Source organism: Armatimonadota bacterium (genome assembly GCA_035527535.1).
GTDB lineage: Bacteria > Armatimonadota > Hebobacteria.
The window spans coordinates 1-17,334 of sequence record DATLAK010000105.1 but is presented as its reverse complement, the minus strand read 5'-3'; the positions used below and the strand labels follow the sequence as shown (position 1 = coordinate 17,334).

The 17,334-nt window shown below is 68.4% G+C and carries 16 protein-coding genes and 3 tRNA genes; 9 read left to right on the top strand and 10 right to left on the bottom strand.

The window, feature by feature from the left end:
- Positions 1 to 396: 396 nt before the first annotated feature.
- Positions 397 to 1,422, top strand: a complete 1,026-nt coding sequence (locus VM221_07750) for a Gfo/Idh/MocA family oxidoreductase (GenBank protein ID HUT74712.1) — start codon at positions 397 to 399, stop codon at positions 1,420 to 1,422.
- Positions 1,423 to 1,514: 92 nt separating this feature from the next.
- Here the strand turns inward: VM221_07750 and VM221_07745 are convergent, their stop codons facing one another.
- The gene (locus VM221_07745; GenBank protein HUT74711.1) at positions 1,515 to 1,862 is read right to left on the bottom strand and encodes a helix-turn-helix domain-containing protein; all 348 of its coding nucleotides are present in this window, start codon (positions 1,860 to 1,862) and stop codon (positions 1,515 to 1,517) included.
- 509 nt (positions 1,863 to 2,371) lie between these two features.
- Between VM221_07745 and VM221_07740 the strand changes: the two genes are divergently transcribed.
- Positions 2,372 to 3,745: a glycosyltransferase family 39 protein gene (locus tag VM221_07740; protein HUT74710.1), complete on the top strand. Its 1,374-nt coding sequence runs from the start codon at positions 2,372 to 2,374 to the stop codon at positions 3,743 to 3,745.
- Between the two features lie 353 nt (positions 3,746 to 4,098).
- On the opposite strand, the gene VM221_07735 is transcribed toward VM221_07740, so the two are convergent.
- Positions 4,099 to 5,211, bottom strand: a complete 1,113-nt coding sequence (locus tag VM221_07735; protein ID HUT74709.1) for a tetratricopeptide repeat protein — start codon at positions 5,209 to 5,211, stop codon at positions 4,099 to 4,101.
- Between the two features lie 260 nt (positions 5,212 to 5,471).
- Between VM221_07735 and VM221_07730 the strand changes: the two genes are divergently transcribed.
- Complete coding sequence (locus VM221_07730; GenBank protein ID HUT74708.1) at positions 5,472 to 6,704, top strand: transaldolase family protein; 1,233 nt, start codon at positions 5,472 to 5,474, stop codon at positions 6,702 to 6,704.
- A 130-nt stretch (positions 6,705 to 6,834) separates the two neighbouring features.
- On the opposite strand, the gene VM221_07725 is transcribed toward VM221_07730, so the two are convergent.
- Positions 6,835 to 7,683 (bottom strand): methyltransferase domain-containing protein, encoded by an 849-nt coding sequence (locus VM221_07725; GenBank protein ID HUT74707.1) that lies wholly within the window; start codon positions 7,681 to 7,683, stop codon positions 6,835 to 6,837.
- Positions 7,684 to 8,359: 676 nt separating this feature from the next.
- Between VM221_07725 and VM221_07720 the strand changes: the two genes are divergently transcribed.
- Positions 8,360 to 9,448 carry a 2-oxoacid:acceptor oxidoreductase family protein gene (locus VM221_07720; protein HUT74706.1) on the top strand — a complete coding sequence of 363 codons (1,089 nt, stop codon included), beginning with the start codon at positions 8,360 to 8,362 and terminating at the stop codon, positions 9,446 to 9,448.
- A gap of 57 nt (positions 9,449 to 9,505) precedes the next feature.
- Positions 9,506 to 10,171: an orotate phosphoribosyltransferase gene (gene pyrE / locus VM221_07715; GenBank protein HUT74705.1), complete on the top strand. Its 666-nt coding sequence runs from the start codon at positions 9,506 to 9,508 to the stop codon at positions 10,169 to 10,171.
- Positions 10,172 to 10,234: 63 nt separating this feature from the next.
- Here the strand turns inward: pyrE and VM221_07710 are convergent, their stop codons facing one another.
- On the bottom strand, positions 10,235 to 10,486 hold the full coding sequence (locus tag VM221_07710; GenBank protein HUT74704.1) for a type II toxin-antitoxin system RelE/ParE family toxin: 252 nt from the start codon (positions 10,484 to 10,486) through the stop codon (positions 10,235 to 10,237).
- Positions 10,486 to 10,713 (bottom strand): type II toxin-antitoxin system Phd/YefM family antitoxin, encoded by a 228-nt coding sequence (locus VM221_07705; GenBank protein ID HUT74703.1) that lies wholly within the window; start codon positions 10,711 to 10,713, stop codon positions 10,486 to 10,488. Before VM221_07705 ends, VM221_07710 begins: the two co-directional genes overlap by 1 nt.
- Positions 10,714 to 11,093: 380 nt before the next feature.
- Here VM221_07705 and VM221_07700 point away from each other — a divergent pair, with 380 nt between their 5' ends.
- The gene (locus VM221_07700) at positions 11,094 to 13,307 is read left to right on the top strand and encodes a thiamine pyrophosphate-dependent enzyme (GenBank protein ID HUT74702.1); all 2,214 of its coding nucleotides are present in this window, start codon (positions 11,094 to 11,096) and stop codon (positions 13,305 to 13,307) included.
- A gap of 427 nt (positions 13,308 to 13,734) precedes the next feature.
- Positions 13,735 to 14,220 (top strand): bifunctional nuclease family protein, encoded by a 486-nt coding sequence (locus VM221_07695; protein ID HUT74701.1) that lies wholly within the window; start codon positions 13,735 to 13,737, stop codon positions 14,218 to 14,220.
- 2 nt (positions 14,221 to 14,222) lie between these two features.
- Here VM221_07695 and rsmA read toward each other — a convergent pair whose 3' ends face one another.
- Complete coding sequence (rsmA, locus tag VM221_07690) at positions 14,223 to 15,104, bottom strand: 16S rRNA (adenine(1518)-N(6)/adenine(1519)-N(6))-dimethyltransferase RsmA (protein HUT74700.1); 882 nt, start codon at positions 15,102 to 15,104, stop codon at positions 14,223 to 14,225.
- A 78-nt stretch (positions 15,105 to 15,182) separates the two neighbouring features.
- Here rsmA and rlmD point away from each other — a divergent pair, with 78 nt between their 5' ends.
- Positions 15,183 to 16,397, top strand: a complete 1,215-nt coding sequence (rlmD, locus tag VM221_07685; GenBank protein HUT74699.1) for a 23S rRNA (uracil(1939)-C(5))-methyltransferase RlmD — start codon at positions 15,183 to 15,185, stop codon at positions 16,395 to 16,397.
- On the opposite strand, the gene VM221_07680 is transcribed toward rlmD, so the two are convergent.
- The gene (locus tag VM221_07680; GenBank protein ID HUT74698.1) at positions 16,380 to 16,502 is read right to left on the bottom strand and encodes a hypothetical protein; all 123 of its coding nucleotides are present in this window, start codon (positions 16,500 to 16,502) and stop codon (positions 16,380 to 16,382) included. The two genes, rlmD and VM221_07680, sit on opposite strands and share 18 nt — an antisense overlap.
- Before the next feature lie 88 nt (positions 16,503 to 16,590).
- On the opposite strand from VM221_07680, the gene VM221_07675 reads away from it, so the two are divergent.
- Positions 16,591 to 16,860 (top strand): CopG family transcriptional regulator, encoded by a 270-nt coding sequence (locus tag VM221_07675; protein HUT74697.1) that lies wholly within the window; start codon positions 16,591 to 16,593, stop codon positions 16,858 to 16,860.
- 48 nt (positions 16,861 to 16,908) lie between these two features.
- Here VM221_07675 and VM221_07670 read toward each other — a convergent pair.
- The 3 genes from VM221_07670 to VM221_07660 all read right to left on the bottom strand — a co-directional run bounded on the left by VM221_07670 (position 16,909) and on the right by VM221_07660 (position 17,147).
- Positions 16,909 to 16,983 (bottom strand) — tRNA-Thr (locus tag VM221_07670).
- Positions 16,984 to 16,990: 7 nt separating this feature from the next.
- Positions 16,991 to 17,069: transfer RNA gene (locus tag VM221_07665), tRNA-Asp, on the bottom strand.
- A gap of 2 nt (positions 17,070 to 17,071) precedes the next feature.
- Positions 17,072 to 17,147 (bottom strand) — tRNA-Asn (locus VM221_07660).
- Positions 17,148 to 17,334: the final 187 nt, after the last annotated feature.

The following is a 17,334-nucleotide window of genomic DNA, read 5'->3' as shown; positions in this document are numbered from 1 at the left end:
AGCGCGAGCCGGTGCCGGCCGGAGCCCAGTCGGCGGCGGCGGCCAAATTGCGGGAGCGCACCCCCTCCAGCCTGCGCGTGGGGCCGGTGCGCCGCGCGGGACCCGGGCAAATCATCAAGGGCACCAGGATCGCCTAAGGGGGCATAATCGCTTTGCAGTTAAGGGGACATATTGCCTGTGCATCAACAGAGCAACACGCGGGGCGGGGCGGATGTGCCACCTCCGTGCGCACTCTCACCGCTCCCCACTTCCATCGGTGGAACCCGGGCCTTGCGCCAGCCAGGCGCCGCAGATTGATCCCCGGTGCAGGAGATGGGTGGTGACAAGCTGGAAAGGAGAAGGGTGTCTTCGGCGACGCAAGACGGCTTGCGCTCAGACGCAGTGAAGGAGGGAATGGTGGAATACGGTTTTGGGCTCATCGGCTGCGGCAACATCGCGCCCGTGCACGCGGAGGCGATCACGCGCCTGGAAAACGCGCGGCTGGTCGCAGTGTGCGACATCGTGGAGGAGAAGGCGCGCGCCTTCGGCGAGAAGTACGGCGCCGAGTGGCGCACAGACTACCACGAGCTGCTCGCACACCATGACCTCCAAGTCGTGAACATCGTCACCTGGAGCGGCAATCATGCCGACATCGGCATTGATGCCGCGTTGGCGGGGAAGCACGTCATCGTCACCAAGCCGATTGACATCGCCCTCGACAAGATAGATAAGCTGATCGTCACCTGCCGCCGCCAGGGGGTCAAGCTCGGCGCCACTCACCAGTTCCGCAGCTACGGCTCCTTCGCGGGCCTCAAGCGCGCCATTGACGAGGGGCGGCTGGGGCGCATCTACTTCGGCAACGCCTTCGTGCCCTGGTGGCGCGGCCAGAGCTACTACGACAGCGCCGACTGGCGCGGCACCTGGCGCTGGGACGGCGGCGGCGCCCTCATGAATCAGAGCGTGCACTACGTGGACCTCATCCAGTGGCTGGTGGGACCGGTGGCCCAAGTGCACGCGTACACGGACACACTGGCCCACGACATCGAGACCGAGGACGCGGCGGTGGCGGCGCTGCGCTTCCACAACGGCGCGCTCGGCCTCATCCTCGGCAGCACCTGCGTCTGCGGCGGCCTGCCGTCGCGGATCGAGGTCTTCGGCGAGAAAGGCAACGTCATCATCGTCGGCGAGACCAACGTCACCTGGGGTGTCGCCGGCGAGCAGGAGCCGGCGTCCGGCGCCGTGAGCGCCGGCTCGCCGGCGGATCCCATGGCGGGCCTGTCCGGCGCGGTGGAGGCGCACATGGAGCAGATCGGGGAGGTCCTGCGCGCCATCGAAGATGACCGCGACCCCGCCCTCAGCGGCGAGCAGGCGCGGGCCGCGGTGGCCGTCGTGCTTGCCATCTACGAGTCCGCGCGCAGCGGCCGCCCGGCGGCGCCGGGGTAAGTGGCTAGGGCTTTGCCCGCCACGGCGGCCTTTAGGCCTAGCCGCCAGCGACTTCGCCGCCGATCAACGCGGATAGACGCTAGTGTCAGACCTCACCCCGCGCGTCTTCCGCCTTGCTCGTACGCGATCACCGCCGCGCCCGGCGGACTGGCGATGCTGATGACCAAGCCCTGCTCCATCAGTTGGCGGCCTGTCAACCGCTGCGGCTGGTTGGCATCCACGTCGCTCACGAGATATTGCGCATCAGCGTCGAGGCCGCGCAGCAGTTCCTGTTCCACCTGGGCCAACTGGGCGGGGGTGAGCTTGGGCTTGCGCCCGGCGCCACCGGCGGCCTGCAATCCAGCCTTGCCCTCCCGCTCCCAGGCGCGGTGCCAACGGCTGACGGACTGGCGGCTCACCCCCAGCGCGCACCACTTCTGCCTGGGACTTGCCTTTCCCAAACAGCCGCGCCGCCTGCAGTCGGCGCTTCTCCAAAACCTCGAAATCTCGCTTGCGTCTGCACCGTGTTCCCATGCCCCAAAGGATACCATGATCCGCCTTAACCTGTCACTCTATTGCGCGAGGCTCAACCCATGCCCTCCACTTTTTGCAGCGTTATAGGGACATCACCCCAGTTCTCGCCGCCCTCTCCCTTCCAGGAGGGGGGTGCGCACCGCCCGCCGCCGCACCAAAGAAAGAAGGTCACACCCCGAGGCCCTCGTTTTCGGTCACCTTTTCAACTTCCTGCTGCGCGCGCTGGTGGCGGGCGCGGAAGACCTACTCGACGGGAGCGCCCTGCCCGCAGGCAGCGTACAGCCTCCCAATGAGCCTCTCCCCATGCCCGAGGACCAGCACGTTCCCCCGATCGCAGACATGAATGAGCGGCGCGGCTGCGGGTTGGGAGTGCCTGCCAGCGCTCCCACGTCGCGGACGGTAGGAGTCATACGACCGCGCGCAGAAGCGGACGGGGATGCACAACTGCGGCGAAGTGGTGGAAGCAAGGGCCGCGCCTGCCTGGCGGACCCGGATCGGCCTCGCGCTCATCCTGGCCGTTTACGTCGCGCTGGCGACAGTCCAATCCTTTGCCACTCGTCTTCAATGGGGGCCGGACGAGCCGGCGCACATCGTGTATGTGCAGTCGCTGGCGCAGGATGGTCGCCTCCCCGAGATGTGCCATAGGGAGCAGGACTGCGCATACGCGCCCGGTGCATCGCGCTCATTCGAGGCCCAGCACCCCCCTCTGTACTACGCGCTTGCCGCCGTAGTCTGGCGCGCGTTCGCGGGCCGGCCGGACGACAGCGTCTCGTACTGGGATCAGGGAAGTCGGCAGGTGCGACGCTTCTCGGTTCCTGGCGAGGTGCGGCCGGTGCGCCTGCTGTCGGTCCTGCTGGGCCTCGCGACGTTGGTTGGGTTGTGGGTTACCGCGCAGGTGGTGTTTCCCGGTAAGCCGGCGCTGTGGCTGAGCGCGGTTACGCTGACAGCGTTCACGCCCATGTTCACTTACATGAGCGGGGTGGTCAACAACGATGCTCTGCTGGGCGTTGCGTTCGCCGCGACGGCGTGGTGGTGGGCGCGGGCGCTCCGTTTTGGGGTGGGATGGCGAGACGTTTGGCTCCTCGGGATCCTGCTCGGCCTGGGGCTCAACGTGAAGCAGACCGCGCTCGGCCTGGCTCCCGCATCGGTAGTCGTGTTGGCGCTCGCGCCCGGGAGGGCGGGGCGATGGCAGCGCGCGGGCTGGACGGCGGCGGCGGTCGCGCTGGCGGCCGCCCTTGGTGGATGGTGGTTCGTGCGCAATGCGCTGATCTACGGGAGTCCTTTCGTCTACCCGTTTCACTATCCGTTGCTGGGGTTGCCGGAACCGCGGAGGCTGGCCCTGATGTGCGCCATGCCCGTGCGCGTCTTCCTGTTCACCTTTGTGCCGGTGGATGTGATCATAGCCCATGCCAACATGACCTTGGTAAGCGGCTTCTTCGTCGCTGTCTTGGTGCTGTCGGTCGTAGGTCTCGCGCTGGTTCTACGGCGGCGGCGCAGGTTCAGTATGCCCCGCTACCAAGCGCAGTTACTCATCCTGTGGCTGGCGACCGGCGTGGTAGTGCTGGCAGGCATATTGCGCAATCTGCTGCTCATCGACTGGCGAATGGGGACCAGCGGCGGGCGGCTGTTGATGGGCGTCCTGCCGCTTGCGGCGATGGCCTCTGCGCGCGGCATCAGCGCCCTGCTGGGCGATGGCCGACTGGCGCAGGTCGGGCTGCTCGTCATCTGCCTGCTCCTGCTCGCGGTCAATCTTCACTGTATCTTCGCCACCGCCGCCGGCTACCAGACTCTGAACCTGGCGCAACCTTGAGCGGCCACCTCGCCAGCGTGAACGCCGCCAACACCAGGGTGGCGATCACGACCGGGAACGCCCCCCGCACCGCAAACCCGGCCACGGGGCCGATGTAGGCGGGGGCGGGCGCGGCGGTGAAGGCGATCGCGGCGACCACTGCGCCGACGAGATACGGAAGACAGGTGATCCTCGTATCCCTATCCGGGCGCCCGCGCTACCGTCGTGTGACCGCCGGGCACGACTCATCGCGCCAGCGGCGCGCAGACAATATCGGCCAGGTCCGCGATATTGGGGGCGTCCTTGGCCGCAGCGACGGACCAGAAGAAGGCGTCGTCCCAGGTGTGCATGCCCTGCAACGCGCCGCGGGCGCATCACAGGCGCTTGATGTATATCATCACGTTGCGCGAGACGGCCCAACCCATGAGCAGGCCATAGCCGGCGCCCATGCCGATGCCCATCATCATGATCGCCGGCTCGATCCCGCCCATCCGCATCAACACGATGATCGCCAACGCCAGCCACACCCCGACGCCGACGCCGATGCCGGCGCCGGGGCTCCTGAACTGGCCGGTGGCGAGGCCGATCAGACCGCCCAGGATCGCGCCGGTGACGACGGAGCCGATGAGCAGCGTGAGGAAGCTGTCCACGCCGATCTTGCCGATCAGTCCGTAGGTCTTGCCCTCGATGTAGCGGTCGAAGAAGGCTATCGCCATCATAAAGAGAATGCCGTAGTTCATGCCGACCTTGAACCCCACTCTACGACAGTCGGCATTGGTGTGATCCTTGCTGCTCGGCTCGCGGCCCCGGGTCGCCGCCTCCGGTGCGCTGGACGGGGAGCGCGGCGGCGGCAGTCCTTGCACCGTCTGCCACGGGGCGCGCGGCGGCGCACCGGGCCCGTCGGGGGCGTCCGCTGGGGAAGCAGGTGACAGGGGAGCGCCCAGCGGGCGCAGCTCCACGTCCGACTGGGGTGCTCGCGATTGTGGTCCCCCGACCGACGTCTGCCAGGGGGCGGGTGGGGGCGCCACGGGCATGCGGGGCGGCGGCGCGGCCGGCATTCCCGGCGTGGTCGGCTGCTCCGCGGACGGCGGGGCCTCGGCGGCCGCACGCGGCGGCTGGCCCCGCTCGTAGGCGGCGCGGGCGCGGCTCAGCGCCTCCTTGGCCTTGTCGTAGGCCGGATCCACCTCTGCCGCCGCCTGGAAGGCGGCGATCGCCTGCTCCAGGTGCCCGGCGCGCTGGCACGCCAGGCCCAGATTGAAGTGGATGTGGGCGGTGTCGGGGCGGATGCTGCGGGCGTTCTCGAAGGTCGAGATCGCCTCCTCGTACTCGCCGCGCTGCATGTGCGCCGCGCCCAGCACCGAGTATGCGCGCTGGTCGCGCGGATCGGCAGCGACCGCCTGCTGCAAGAGTCGCACCGCTTCGTCGGTGCGGCCCTCGCGGAAGGCAGCTACGCCTCGGTCGCGAAGCGACTGCTCCGTTTCGGCCATCTGCCACTCTCCTGTATGCTGCGTCCCCCGTTGGTATCTTTTCGCCCCAGGAGGGGCCAGCCCCTCCTGGGGCGGGTGGAATTTCCGGCGTCGCAAGTGTGAACTTTGTCGGCGATGACGCCAAGGCACCCTTCGGCGAAGGCCCCCTGTGCGCCGCGAGGTGCCAAGCAGTGCAGGACGATGGCGGCGACACCGCGAACAATCGTCCTCGAGGGCGGGGGCGCAAACCGGCCTCAGCAACCCCTGGGAAGGATGGGCACATGTCGGATATCGCTGGACTGTCACACGCCATCGCCGTCGAGGGCTGGCGCGGCCCGGGTCACGGCGACGCGCCCTCGGACGCGCGCCTGGCGGCGCTGATCGGAGCCGGCACCGAGCTGTGGCTTGACACCGGCAACCTCGACGACGCCCGCCGGCTGTGGCGGCGCGAGTTCTCGGGGCTGACGACCAACAACACCCTGGTCAACCAGGTGGTGCAAACCGGGACCCTGGACGACGTCATCCGCACCGCGGCCGATCGCTTGCGCGCCAGCGCGGCGCGACCGACGACGCAGGAGTTGGTGCTGGAGATCGGGTTCATCGTCAACTGCCGACTCGCGCTGCGGTTGGTGGAGGCCTTCGGCGTCCGCGTGAGCGTGGAGCTGCACCCGGCGATGGCGCATGGTATTGACGACAGCGTGCGGTTCGGGCGGCGCTACCACGCGGTGTGTTCGAGCCACTTCCGGATCAAGGTGCCGCTGACACCGGCGGGATACTGCATCGCCGCGCGGCTGGAGAGCGAGGGGGTGAAGGTGAACTTCACGCTTGGCTTCTCGGCGCGCCAGAACTACCTCGCGGCGCTGGTGTCGCGGCCGCATTTCGTCAATGTCTTCCTGGGGCGGCTAAACGCGGTGGTGGCGGACAACCGCCTGGGCGACGGTCGCAACGTCGGCGAGAAGGCGACGCTGGCGACCGCGCGCGCGATCCGGGAGCTGCGCGCGCGCCACCCCGAGGTGCCGACCCGCCTGATCGCCGCCAGCATGCGCGCGCCGTCGCAGGTGAGCGATCTGGCGGGGGTGGACGTGCACACTATTCCGCCCAAGGTCGCGCAGGACTTCCTGGCCGGCGCCACCGCGGCCGCCGACATCCGCTCCCAGGTCGAGCGCGACCCCGAAGTGCAGTCGAGCGATGCGAGCGGCGCCGACGGCCTGCTGCGCCCGCTGTGGGAGGTGGACGACCGCACGCGCGCAATCGCCGCCGACCTGCTGCGGGCGAACCCGCTGACGCTCACCGACGACGACTTCATCCGCGCCGCGCAGGATCACGGCGTCGGCCTTTTCCACGGCTTCACCGCGGAGGAGGAGGCCGAGATCGCGGCCCACGGCAAGATCCCGGACCTCGCGCGCTGGAGCGCCGAGGTGCCGCTGGACGAGCTCATGAACCAAGCCGGGCTGCAATCCTTCGCCGCCGACCAGCGCCAGCTCGACGACCGCATCCGGGCGCTGATCAGCTGACGAAACAAGGGTTAACCACAGATTTCGCAGATTTCGCAGATATCAGGCAGCTGCGGAGGCCGGCTGCCTCAGCCGGCATTGCCGCGATGGCGGCCAGGGTGGCTGCGTTCCAACCCTGCGCGCGTCCCGGTTAGCCGCGGCGGCGGAACACCGAGAAGATGTGCGGGACCCCGTAGCTGAGGGCGACGTGTTGCCGCTCCGTGGCAAACCCCGATTGCTCGAAGACCTCGCGCAGTGTCTCCGGGTCGAACTGCGCTTCCTCCTCGCAGAAGGAGTCAAGGACGGCCCCCGCCGGCAAGTCCCGGGGCGACAGGTCCGTCGCTATGCGTCCCGCCGTGCACAGTTCCGGGTCAGCGAGGAGCTGTTGCGCGAAATCGCTGGCCGGGTCGAGCACATGGCGCTCGTACCATATCCGATAGGGATCGGTTAAATAGCGGACGACCTGCAGCGCCAGGCCGCGACGATCGCAGCGGAGCCAAGTTTCGCCTCGCGGTTTGCCTGCACTCAACCGGTGTCGGAAGTCTTGCCCGATGCTGGCGACCACCGCCCCGGCTGCGGCGACGCGGGCCAGCTCGCGCACGACGGGAGCAGGATCGGGGACGCTCCCGAGCGTACCGCAGACTGCGAAACCGTCGAAGGCGTTGTCGGCGAAGGGCAGGGCCTCAGCCATGCCGCGCACCAGCGTGGCGTTGCGAACCCCGAGCGCAGCGATGGTCGCTCGCGCGAGGGCGAGCATCGCGGGAGCCGCATCCAGGCCGCACGGACTGGTCACACAGTGGGCCAGAACCACCAGCGGGAAGCCGGGCCCGCATCCGACATCGAGCACGGCGTTGCGCCCGCGCAGAACCGACCGAAAGAAGGCCGCCTCGTTTTGCCCGTCGGAGGACAAAGCAAGCTCGCCCGCCGCGTTCACAAGCGCACCGTACTCGCCGGTCGCAGCCATGCGGTCGTAGCCGACCCAGGGCGGGACCTGTCTCATCGCCCATGCTCCTGCCATGAATGATCGCGCCGCCGCGGGCCGCCGGTCACGGCTTGAACACGGCCCACAAGTAGCCGATCATCGCCGCCAGCGATAAGAGGCCGATGAGGGCCCCGGCTGCTCCCGCGAGCCGCGCCTCGTTCCTGATCACGCCCTTCACGCTGATGGCGCAAGCGTACGCTGCCAGTCCTACCAGGACGGCGACGAGGGAGGGTCAGCAGAATCCGCTGCCGCGAACGAGAACGACGCCTCCGAGGGACGCCAGCGCGAGATAGAGGCCTTGCTTGCCCGGTGGGAGGGCGACTTTGTCGTCCATGCGCTGCCCCTTTCGCCCAGGCTCCGGCACGAAGGCCGCGAGTGGGCGCGCGTGAGGGCAAGGCATGCCTTGCCCCTACAAGCTCCATATACGCCGCGCAAGCGACCGGCGCCTGCCGGAGCCAGCGCCCGGCTTCCTCGCGCGCCTGTAATCCACAGTCGCCACAAGTATGATAGGAGAACAATCGGATGCCCTGGAAACAGACGCAGAGGCGGCAGCCGAGGACGGCTGCCCTACCCATGAGGCGACACCCGGTAGGCCAGGCGTCTCGCCTGGCTGCGCCGATGCGGGCAGTTGCGCTCAGTCGGCGGCAGCCGAGGACGGCTGCCCGACCCGACCGCGGTTGAAGGGAGAGACGTGATGGCGGAATCGAGGCCGGCCCTGCCGCGGACCAACGAGCTGGGCTATTACGAGATGCGATTCGAGTCGGTGGGGGCGTTCGGGGCCAACCTGGCGGGGCAGATGCTGGCCAAGGCGCTGGTGCTGCGGCAGGGGTTCAACGGCGCCAACTTCTCGTCCTATGGAGCCGAAAAGAAGGGCTCCCCGGTCAAGGCGTACGTGCGGGTGTGCCTGCCCGACTGCGAGGTGCGCACCAACAGCCCGGTGGAGGAGCCGCACCTGCTGGCGCTGTTCCACGACGGGCTGTTCGCGCTGCCGGGCCTGCTGCACGGGGTGAACGAGGACACGGTGATCATCGCCAGCACCGCGCGCGACCCGGCGCTGATGCGGCAACTGCTGCGCGCCCCGGTGCGGCGGCTGGGGGTGGTGGACGCGCTGCGCATCGCCAACGAAGAGAAAACCCGCGTCAACACCGCCATGCTGGGGGCTATCACCAAGGCCGCGGGGTTCATAGAAGCGCAGGCGGTGCGCGACACCATCGCCGAGACTTTCACCGACCGCTACCCCAAGCTGGTGGAGCCCAACCTGCGCACCTTCGACCGCGGCCACGACGAGCTGGTGCTGGTGGAGTTCGATGATGCCAGCGGGTTCGCCGCGCCGTCGCGCGAGCGCCCGCAGCCGGACCTGGGCTACGAGAACGCGCCGCTGGGCGGGGCCATCGTCAACGGCGGCAACACGGTGCGGCGCAACTTGGGGGCGTCGCGCCAGGGCTACATCCCCCGGTATCACCGCGACAAGTGCATTGACTGCGGGCGCTGCGACATGACCTGCCCCGACTACGTTTTCATCTTCCACCGCGGCGAGGACAAGCGCGGGCGCCCGGCGATGGTGATGAAGGGGCCCGACTACCGCTACTGCAAGGGCTGCATGAAGTGTGTAGATATCTGCCCGGTGGAGGCGCTGACGCAAATGGCGGACGTGCCGGAGCTGGTGTGCGCGAGCGAGATCGAACTCGTCGGCCCGCCCGAGCACCTGGCATCGCTGGTGCGCGAGCAGGTGGGCCTGCCCGCCGAGGGCGACCAGGATACCCACTACCGCCGCATCGGCTAGTCGCAGCACGCGATGGAACCGCGCAGAGCGCGCAGTGAAATCAGCGAGGAGTGCGGGGTGAGAGAGGAGATACAGGGCATCGTCTCGGCGGCGCTGTGGGAGACCGGCGCGCTCAAGGTGTCGTCCCACGATCCCTTCATACTCGCTTCGGGCAACCGGAGCCCAGTCTACGTGGACTGCCGTGTTCTCATATCCTATCCGTGGGCCAGGGGCATTGTGACTGCGTGCGCCCATTGGCTCTACCATGCCGAACACATGGACGCCGACTTCATCGCAGGCGGGGAGACGGCCGGCATCCCCTTCGCGGCGTGGCTGGCTGAGCGAGTAGGCAAGCCGTTCGCCTACGTGCGCAAGGAGCCAAAGGGCCACGGCATCAGCGGTCAGGTCGTGGGCTGTGTGCCGCCCGGCAGCAGGGTGCTCCTCTACGAGGACCTCATCACCGATGGCGGGAGCAAGCTGGCGTTCGTGAAGGGGCTGCGGCAGGCGGGAGCCGAGGTCGCGGACTGTCTGGTCATGTTCGACCGCCAGCAGGGCGGAGCAAGCGCGCTGCAGCAGTCGGGGGTCAGGCTGCACCGACTGACTGATCTGCGGAGCTGCCTCGAGCTGGGCGCGGCGACCGGGCGCATGTCTCCTGCCGACGACCATTCCGTGCAGGCGTATCTGGCGGACGCGGCGGCGTGGCATGACCAGCGGGGATACGAGTACCATGAGCCACGTCGCTGATCTGCGTGCAACGAAGCCGCTGAAGCGTGACCGCTGCTGCTCGGCGGGTCGGGAGCAGGGATGTCAGTAGGCTCGACTGCGATGGAGGATGCGGAGAATCGTCACGATTCCCTCCGCGTCGTCAACGTCGTAAAGAATGCGCCAGTCGCCGACGCGCAGGCGCCAGGTGCGCGGTTCACGATCGCGAAGCAACCGGGAACCATGCGGACGCGGATTCTCGCGGAGGCCGCGCAGCGCGGCCAGAACACGCTCTGCCATATCCGGAGCGAGGTGATCGGCATCGCGGTCTGCCGCAGGCGAGAGGACTACGCGCATCAGCGCGGCTTGCCCTCGGCGCGAAGACGGGCCTCGACGACCTCAAGCGGGACCAGCTCGCCGCCTACCGCCCGCGCCTCGTCCGCCGCGCGGATGTCCTCGAGGTCCTCGGCGGCCTGGACTAGCGCCTCATACTCCTCGACGGGCAGGAGCACTGCTTTGCGGCGTCCGTCCTGGTCCACCACGTATTCCCGGGACTTCTTAGCCGCCTTCGCAGTGGTCGCCATGGCAAAGCTATTCTACCGCCCCTGGCGAGGCGCGTCAAGATACGGCCAATCTGAGGTTACCCAGTTTCCGATCAGGCCGCAGCGAGATCCTTCACTTCGCGCGGCCGCGCGACTCGCGCGAGCACGCTCCGTTCAGAATGCCACCACCAGACCGTTGTCAGTGTGAGTGGCTAGGCCCGGAGGGCCGCCACGGCGGTCGCTCCGCGACCTAGCCGCGTTAGCGAAGAGTCTCGCCCGCGCAATAGCGCAAAGCGGGTAACTGTCAGACGGCCAATAACGGTAAGGAGATGGGTGATATGTCAACGACAGCCTACAGCGCAGCGCAGCTGCCGACAGCCCCACCGCTGGCCCAGGCGACCGATTTCCGCTCCGGCAACGAGATGGCGGCGCTGGCGGCGAAGCACGTCAACTACCACGTCATGGGCTACTACCCGATCACCCCCTCGACCGAGATCGCGGAGGAGCTCGACGAGATGTACGCCGGCGGCGAGCACGAGATCCGCATGATCCCCGCCGACGGCGAGCACGGGGCGGCGGGCATTTGCTATGGGGCGGCGGTAGCGGGGGGCCGGGTGCTCAATGCGACCTCGTCACAGGGGCTGCTCTATTCGCTGGAGCAACTGCCGGTGCAGGCGGGGACGCGCTTCCCGATGGTGCTCAACGTGGTGACGCGCGCGGTGAGCGGGCCGCTGGACATCCTCGGCGACCACTCCGACATCATGATGGCCATCAACGCGGGCTGGATCATGCTGCTGGCGCGCGACCCGCAGGCGGTGTACGACATGAACCTGGTGGCGGTCAAGCTGGGGGAGCTGGCGGAGGTGCGCCTGCCGGTGATGGTGGCTTACGACGGCTTTTTCACCAGCCACCAGAAGCGGCGGGTGCGCCACTTCGCCGACGCACAGGTCGTCCGCGACTGGCTGGGCGCGCCCAACACGCCTATCACCGTGGTGGACCCCGAGCACCCGGTGACCATCGGCCCTTACATGAACAACCTCGACCTCATCAACAACAAGTACCAGCAGCACCTGGCGATGGAGGCGGCGCGGGCGGCGCTGCCGCGGGTGCTCGCCGAGTACGCGGCGCTCAGCGGCCGCCGCTACCCAGTGGTGGACTGCTACCTGACCGACGACGCTGAGGCGGTGTTAGTGCTTCTCAACTCGGCGGCGGAGACGGCGAAGGACGCCGCCGACCGCCTGCGCCAGCAGGGGCTCAAGGTCGGCGTGGTCAGCCCCAACGTCTTCCGGCCGTTCCCGGCGACCGAGATCCGGGAGGCCCTGCACGGGGCGAAGGCGGTGATCATCGCCGACCGCGCGGATTCCTGCGGCGCCGGCGGCGGCAACCTGGCGTTGGAGGTCAAGGCCGCGCTCAAGGACGATCCCGACAATCGCGCGCTGTGCCTGGCACGAGTTTACGGCCTGGGCGGTCGCGAGTTCTACATTGATGAGGCGGAGGACCTGCTGCGCGAAGCGCTGGCGGCGGCGGAGTCGGGGGCGATTGCGAAGCCTTTCGACTACCTCGGCGCGACCCCCGGCAAGCCCGGCCACATCATGCGCCAGCGGGGCCCGATCAACGTCGAGGCGACGAACCTGCCCGGCCTGCGCGTGGAGCGCGACGAGGAGACGGGCGAGATCAAGTCGCACGTCCCCTCCCTGCGCGAACTGACGGCCATACCCAAGCGCATCGCCCCCGGCCACGGCGCGTGCCCGGGGTGCGGCATCTTCCCCGGTCTCAACCAGTTCTTCCGCGGCATCAGCGGCCACATCGTGGTGCTGTTCCATACCGGCTGCGCGATGGTCGTCACCACCGGCTACCCCTTCAGCGCGCATCGCGTGACCTATATCCACAACCTCTTCCAGAACGGGGCGGCGACGCTGTCGGGGGTGGTCGAGATGTTCCGCGAGCGCAAGCGCCGCGGCGAGCTGCCGGCGGACCTCGACCTCACCTTCGTCATGGTCAGCGGCGACGGCGGCATGGACATCGGCATGGGCCCCACCATCGGTACCGCCCTGCGCGGGCATCCCCTCATCATCCTCGAATACGACAACCAGGGCTACATGAACACCGGCAACCAGCAGAGTTACGCCACGCCGCTGGGCCATGCCACCTCCACCAGCCGCGTCGGGCCCCGCCAGACCGGCAAGCGCTTCCAGCACAAGGACACCGCGCAGATCATGGCCGGCTGTCACGTACCCTATATTTTCACCAGCGTCGAGGGCCTCAAGCGCGACCTCACCGAGAAGGGCGCCAAGGCGCAGTGGTACGCGAAGAACGAGGGGTTTGTCTATGGCAAGTTCCTGAGCGCCTGCCCGCTGAGCTGGCGCTACCCGGAGCGGCTGGGGATGAAGGTGGTGCACGCGGCGGTGGACTGCTGCTTCTTCCCCATCTACGAGATCGAGCACGGAATCACCCGGCTCAACTACGATCCCGAGGCCGAGGGGAAACGCATTCCGGCGTCGGACTGGCTGGGGATGATGGGCAAGACGCGCCACCTGACCCAGCCCGAGCACGGGGAAGTGCTGGCGGCGTTCGAGGCCGAGGTCGAGCGCCGCTGGCGACGGCTAAAGGCGATGGCGGAGCATCCGCTGCTGTGACCGGGACCGGGATTTCACCGCAGAGGACACCGAGAGCACAGAGGTAGGCCGGGCGAGCAGGGACAGTTCCTTTTTTTTCCGGGCACTTCTTGCCACCTCGCAGCGCTTGCCCCAACAAATAAATAGGGAACTGTCCCCAGTTTCCAGTTTCTGAACCGGGCGCGCCTTCTCGTGGAAGGCGCGAGTAATCGCGTGGTCTACAGGACCGCGCGCCCCTTGGATTACCCGCCTGGTGAGAAGGGCCCCCGCAGGAAGTGGGTAATGCTAAGCCCTGAAAGGGGGAGGAGTAGATTCTGCCGATCCCCACTTTTCGGAGTCACACCCATCCTGGTCCGCTCCTTGACACGCCTCCAGCCTTGGGCTATGCTGACCAGTGGCGGCCGTTGCGCGGTCACCGCGAGGCGCGTCCGCCCGGGGGAGACCTGGCTTGAGTTCAGAATCGGCGATGGTTGAGCTCAAGGTCGAGGGCGTAGCCCTCGATCATAACAACGTACCGGTGGTGGTGCTCAAGGACAAGTCCGGCGAGCGGTCGGTGCCGATCTGGATCGGGCCCGCCGAGGCGGTCGCCATCAGCGCGGAGCTGGAGAAGCGCCAGCTCCCGCGGCCGATGACGCACGATCTCATCCGCAACCTGCTGGCCGAGCTCGAGGTCAAGGTCGAGCGGCTCATCATCAATGACGTCCATGACAACACGTACTTCGCGCGGCTCATCCTCGTCGCCGACGGCAACCGCAAGGAGCTCGACTGCCGCCCCAGCGACGGCATCGCCATCGCCCTGCGCGCCAAGGCTCCCATCGTCATCCCCGAGCCCTTGCTGACGCGCATTGACGAGGAACGCAAGGCGCGCGGCGACCCGCTGGCATCGGTCGGCTCCGGCTCCTTCGTCGTTGACTCGGGCGACACCGTGCACTGAGCCTATGCGCCCGCGGCGCTCAGCGCCCGCGCCAGCGCCGCGAAGTCCTCGGCCGACAGCGACTCCGGCCGGCGCTCCGCCTCGATACCCGCGGCCTCGAGCACCTGCCGGGCTTGCTGCCGCGTGAGCCCCAGCTCCGACGCGCCCGCCAGCGCGTTGAGCATCATCTTGCGCCGCTGCCGGAAAACCCCGCGCACCAGCGCCCGAAAAGCCGGCTCCAGATGCACCGCCACCAGGCATCGCTCGCGCGGCTCCAACCGCACCAGCGTCGAATCCACCCGCGGCTGCGGATAGAAGCAGGTGCGCGCGACCTGCCCCGCGATCGTCACTCGCGCGCGCGCCTGCACCATCACCGACAACGCCCCGTACTGTCTGCTCCCGGGCGCGGCCACACAGCGCTGCGCCACCTCGCGCTGCACCATCAGCGCCATCAGCGAAAACCTCCCCGCATGCTGCATCAGCCGCGCGATGGCCGGGCCCGCCACCGAATAGGGCAGGTTCGCGAGCAGCTTCCAGCTTCCGCCCCCGAGCAGTGCCTCCACGTCCGCCGCCAGAACGTCCCCCTGCACCACGCTGACATTGGGCGCGTCGCCGAGGACCTCATCCAGCAGTTCCACCAGCCGCCGATCGAGCTCCAGCGCCACCACGCGGCGCGCGCTTGCGGCCAGCGCCACCGTCAGCGCCCCCGCGCCCGCGCCGACCTCGAACACGCTGTCGTCCCCGCCGATGGCCGCCGCGGCCAGGATCTTGGCCACGACGTTGGCGTCAATGAGGAAGCTCTGGCCCAGGCGCTTGGCCGGGCGGATGCCGTAGTCGGCCAGCAGCCGGCGCAGCTCGGGCGGCGATGTGACGTTGGCGCGCATGGTGTGTCGGCAGTATAGCACGGGTTTGCCCGGCGGCAAAGTCTGTGGCACAATGGAGAGGGTGTGCGGGATCCGCTACCCCTTCTGGGCGATACCCACATGGCGGTCAAACGCGAGCAACAGGCCCTTGCGCGGATGATCCGCGAGGCGGCGCGCCCCGGGCAAACCGTCGCCCCGCGCTGCCGCCATTTCGGCGACTGCGGCGGCTGCGACTTGCAGCACCTGCTCTATCCGGCTCAACTGCGGCTCAAGCGGCAGCTAGTCGCGGCGGCGCTGGCGCAGCACCCGCAGACGTCGCTGCTTCCCGTCCTCGAGGTCGCGCCCGCGCACGAGCAGTGGCGCTATCGCAATAAGGTCGAGATGACGTTCGATCGGCGCGAGGACGGCGCGCTGATCCTGGGCTACAGCCCCAAACGGAAGTGGTGGCGACGGATCGAGATCGAGGATTGCTGGCTGTGCTCGGAGCGCGCGATGGGGGCGGCGCTGGCAGTCAGGCAGTGGGCGGTGCAGGCGGGGATGGCGCCGTACGACCAACGACGGCACCAGGGGTTTCTGCGCAACCTGGCACTGCGCGAGAGCCGCTCCACCGGCGATTTCCTGGTGAACCTGGTCACGGCGCAGGGGCCGCCGCCCGCCCGCGAGCTGCTGCACGCGCTGGCCCCCTTTGCGCCCAGCGGGGTCGTGCGCACCATCCACAGCGGGCCCGCGGCGGCGGTGCTGTACGAGCGCGTCGAGGTGCTCGCCGGCGAAGCGATGGTGCGGGAGCGCGCCGCCGGGCTGACCTTCCACTTGTCGCCGCAGTCTTTCTTTCAACCTAACGGCGCCATGGCGTCGCGGTTGGTGGAGCTGGTGGCGCAAGCGGCGGAGTTGGCAGGCGCGGAATGTCTGCTCGATATGTTCTGCGGCGTCGGGACCATCGGTCTCGCCCTGGCGGCGCGGGCGCGCGAGGTGGTGGGCGTCGAATCGGTGGCGGCGGCGGTGACCGGCGCCCGCGACAACGCGGCGGCGAATGCAATCGCCAACGTGCGCTTCGAGTGCGCGACCGCGCGCGCGTATCTGCGCGATCACCGGGGCGAGGTCCCCGATGTTGTGATCCTCGACCCGCCGCGGCCGGGCTGCGGACCGCGCGTGGTGCGGCGGCTGCTGGAGATGCGCCCGCGGCGCATCGTCTATGTCTCGTGCAACCCGTGGGTGCTGGCGGCGGACCTGGCGGCGTTGTCCGCCGAATACGACATCGGCCCGGTGCAGCCGGTGGACCTGTTCCCGCAGACAATACACGTCGAGTCGGTGGTGGCGCTAACGACGCGCGATTGAGTTGAATGCGCTCAGCAGCCCCAGGCCGACGATCTTGCGCAGCGAGAACCTCCACCGCCGGTTGCGCTGCGCCAGGATCAGCACGCCCGCTCGCGGACGCAGCAACGGGGCTCCTGCCGATCCAGCCCTGCGGATTGACACCTCAGGAGCCCCAACGTATACTCTGGCCGGGTGTTGCAGAGGGAGCAGCGCAATGGCGCAGTCCAGGCAGGTCACGCTTAAGATCCCCCGCGAGCTGTACCACCGGCTGCAGGGTATCATTGCGGATACGGGGTTCCGGTCGGTGACGGAGTTCGCGGTGTACGTCCTGCGCGACCTCGCCTCGACCCATGCCACCCCCTCGGCGTCTGCGGGGGAACCAGGCGCTGCCATCGCCGAGGCCCCGAGCACCTCGGAGCAGCCCCTCACCGCCCGGGAAATCGAAGCCATCCGGCGCCGCCTGCGGGCGCTGGGGTATCTATGAGCGACGAGGTGTTCGCGGCTCTGGCGGCGGCGGGGGCAGGAGACACGCTGGAGCCGGCGAGAGGAATCGAACCCCCAACCAGCTGATTACAAATCAGCTGCTCTACCTTTGAGCTACGCCGGCGACGGCATGGCGGAGCCGACGGGATTTGAACCCGCGATCTCCTGCGTGACAGGCAGGTGTGTTAAACCGGGCTACACTACGGCTCCGCTGGCTCTGGCGGGAGGACTCGAACCTCCAACATCGTGGTTAACAGCCACGCGCTCTACCGGTTGAGCTACGCCAGAAAGGCTCGATATTGAGTTGTCACGAGGTTCAGGAGGTCCGGCTGCCGTTGTCGGACATCGTTGGTGGCCCTTCGACTCGCTTGCTCCTCGCTGCCCTCGCTCAAGGTCGCTCAGGGCGACCCTCTTCCTTGCCACCCGTAGCTCCTTGGCGCTTCAACGAAGCGGCAAGGGCGAAGGGTGGTGGAGG

Coding starts and splice junctions, on each gene's coding strand:
- VM221_07730 (HUT74708.1), top strand. CDS start 5,472: ATGTCGGATATCGCTGGACTGTCACACGCCATCGCCGTCGAGGGCTGG.
- VM221_07705 (HUT74703.1), bottom strand. CDS start 10,713: ATGGCGACCACTGCGAAGGCGGCTAAGAAGTCCCGGGAATACGTGGTG.
- VM221_07700 (HUT74702.1), top strand. CDS start 11,094: ATGGCGGCGCTGGCGGCGAAGCACGTCAACTACCACGTCATGGGCTAC.
- VM221_07675 (HUT74697.1), top strand. CDS start 16,591: ATGGCGCAGTCCAGGCAGGTCACGCTTAAGATCCCCCGCGAGCTGTAC.
- VM221_07710 (HUT74704.1), bottom strand. CDS start 10,486: ATGCGCGTAGTCCTCTCGCCTGCGGCAGACCGCGATGCCGATCACCTC.
- rlmD (HUT74699.1), top strand. CDS start 15,183: ATGGCGGTCAAACGCGAGCAACAGGCCCTTGCGCGGATGATCCGCGAG.
- VM221_07735 (HUT74709.1), bottom strand. CDS start 5,211: ATGGCCGAAACGGAGCAGTCGCTTCGCGACCGAGGCGTAGCTGCCTTC.
- VM221_07740 (HUT74710.1), top strand. CDS start 2,372: ATGCACAACTGCGGCGAAGTGGTGGAAGCAAGGGCCGCGCCTGCCTGG.
- VM221_07720 (HUT74706.1), top strand. CDS start 8,360: ATGGCGGAATCGAGGCCGGCCCTGCCGCGGACCAACGAGCTGGGCTAT.
- VM221_07725 (HUT74707.1), bottom strand. CDS start 7,683: ATGAGACAGGTCCCGCCCTGGGTCGGCTACGACCGCATGGCTGCGACC.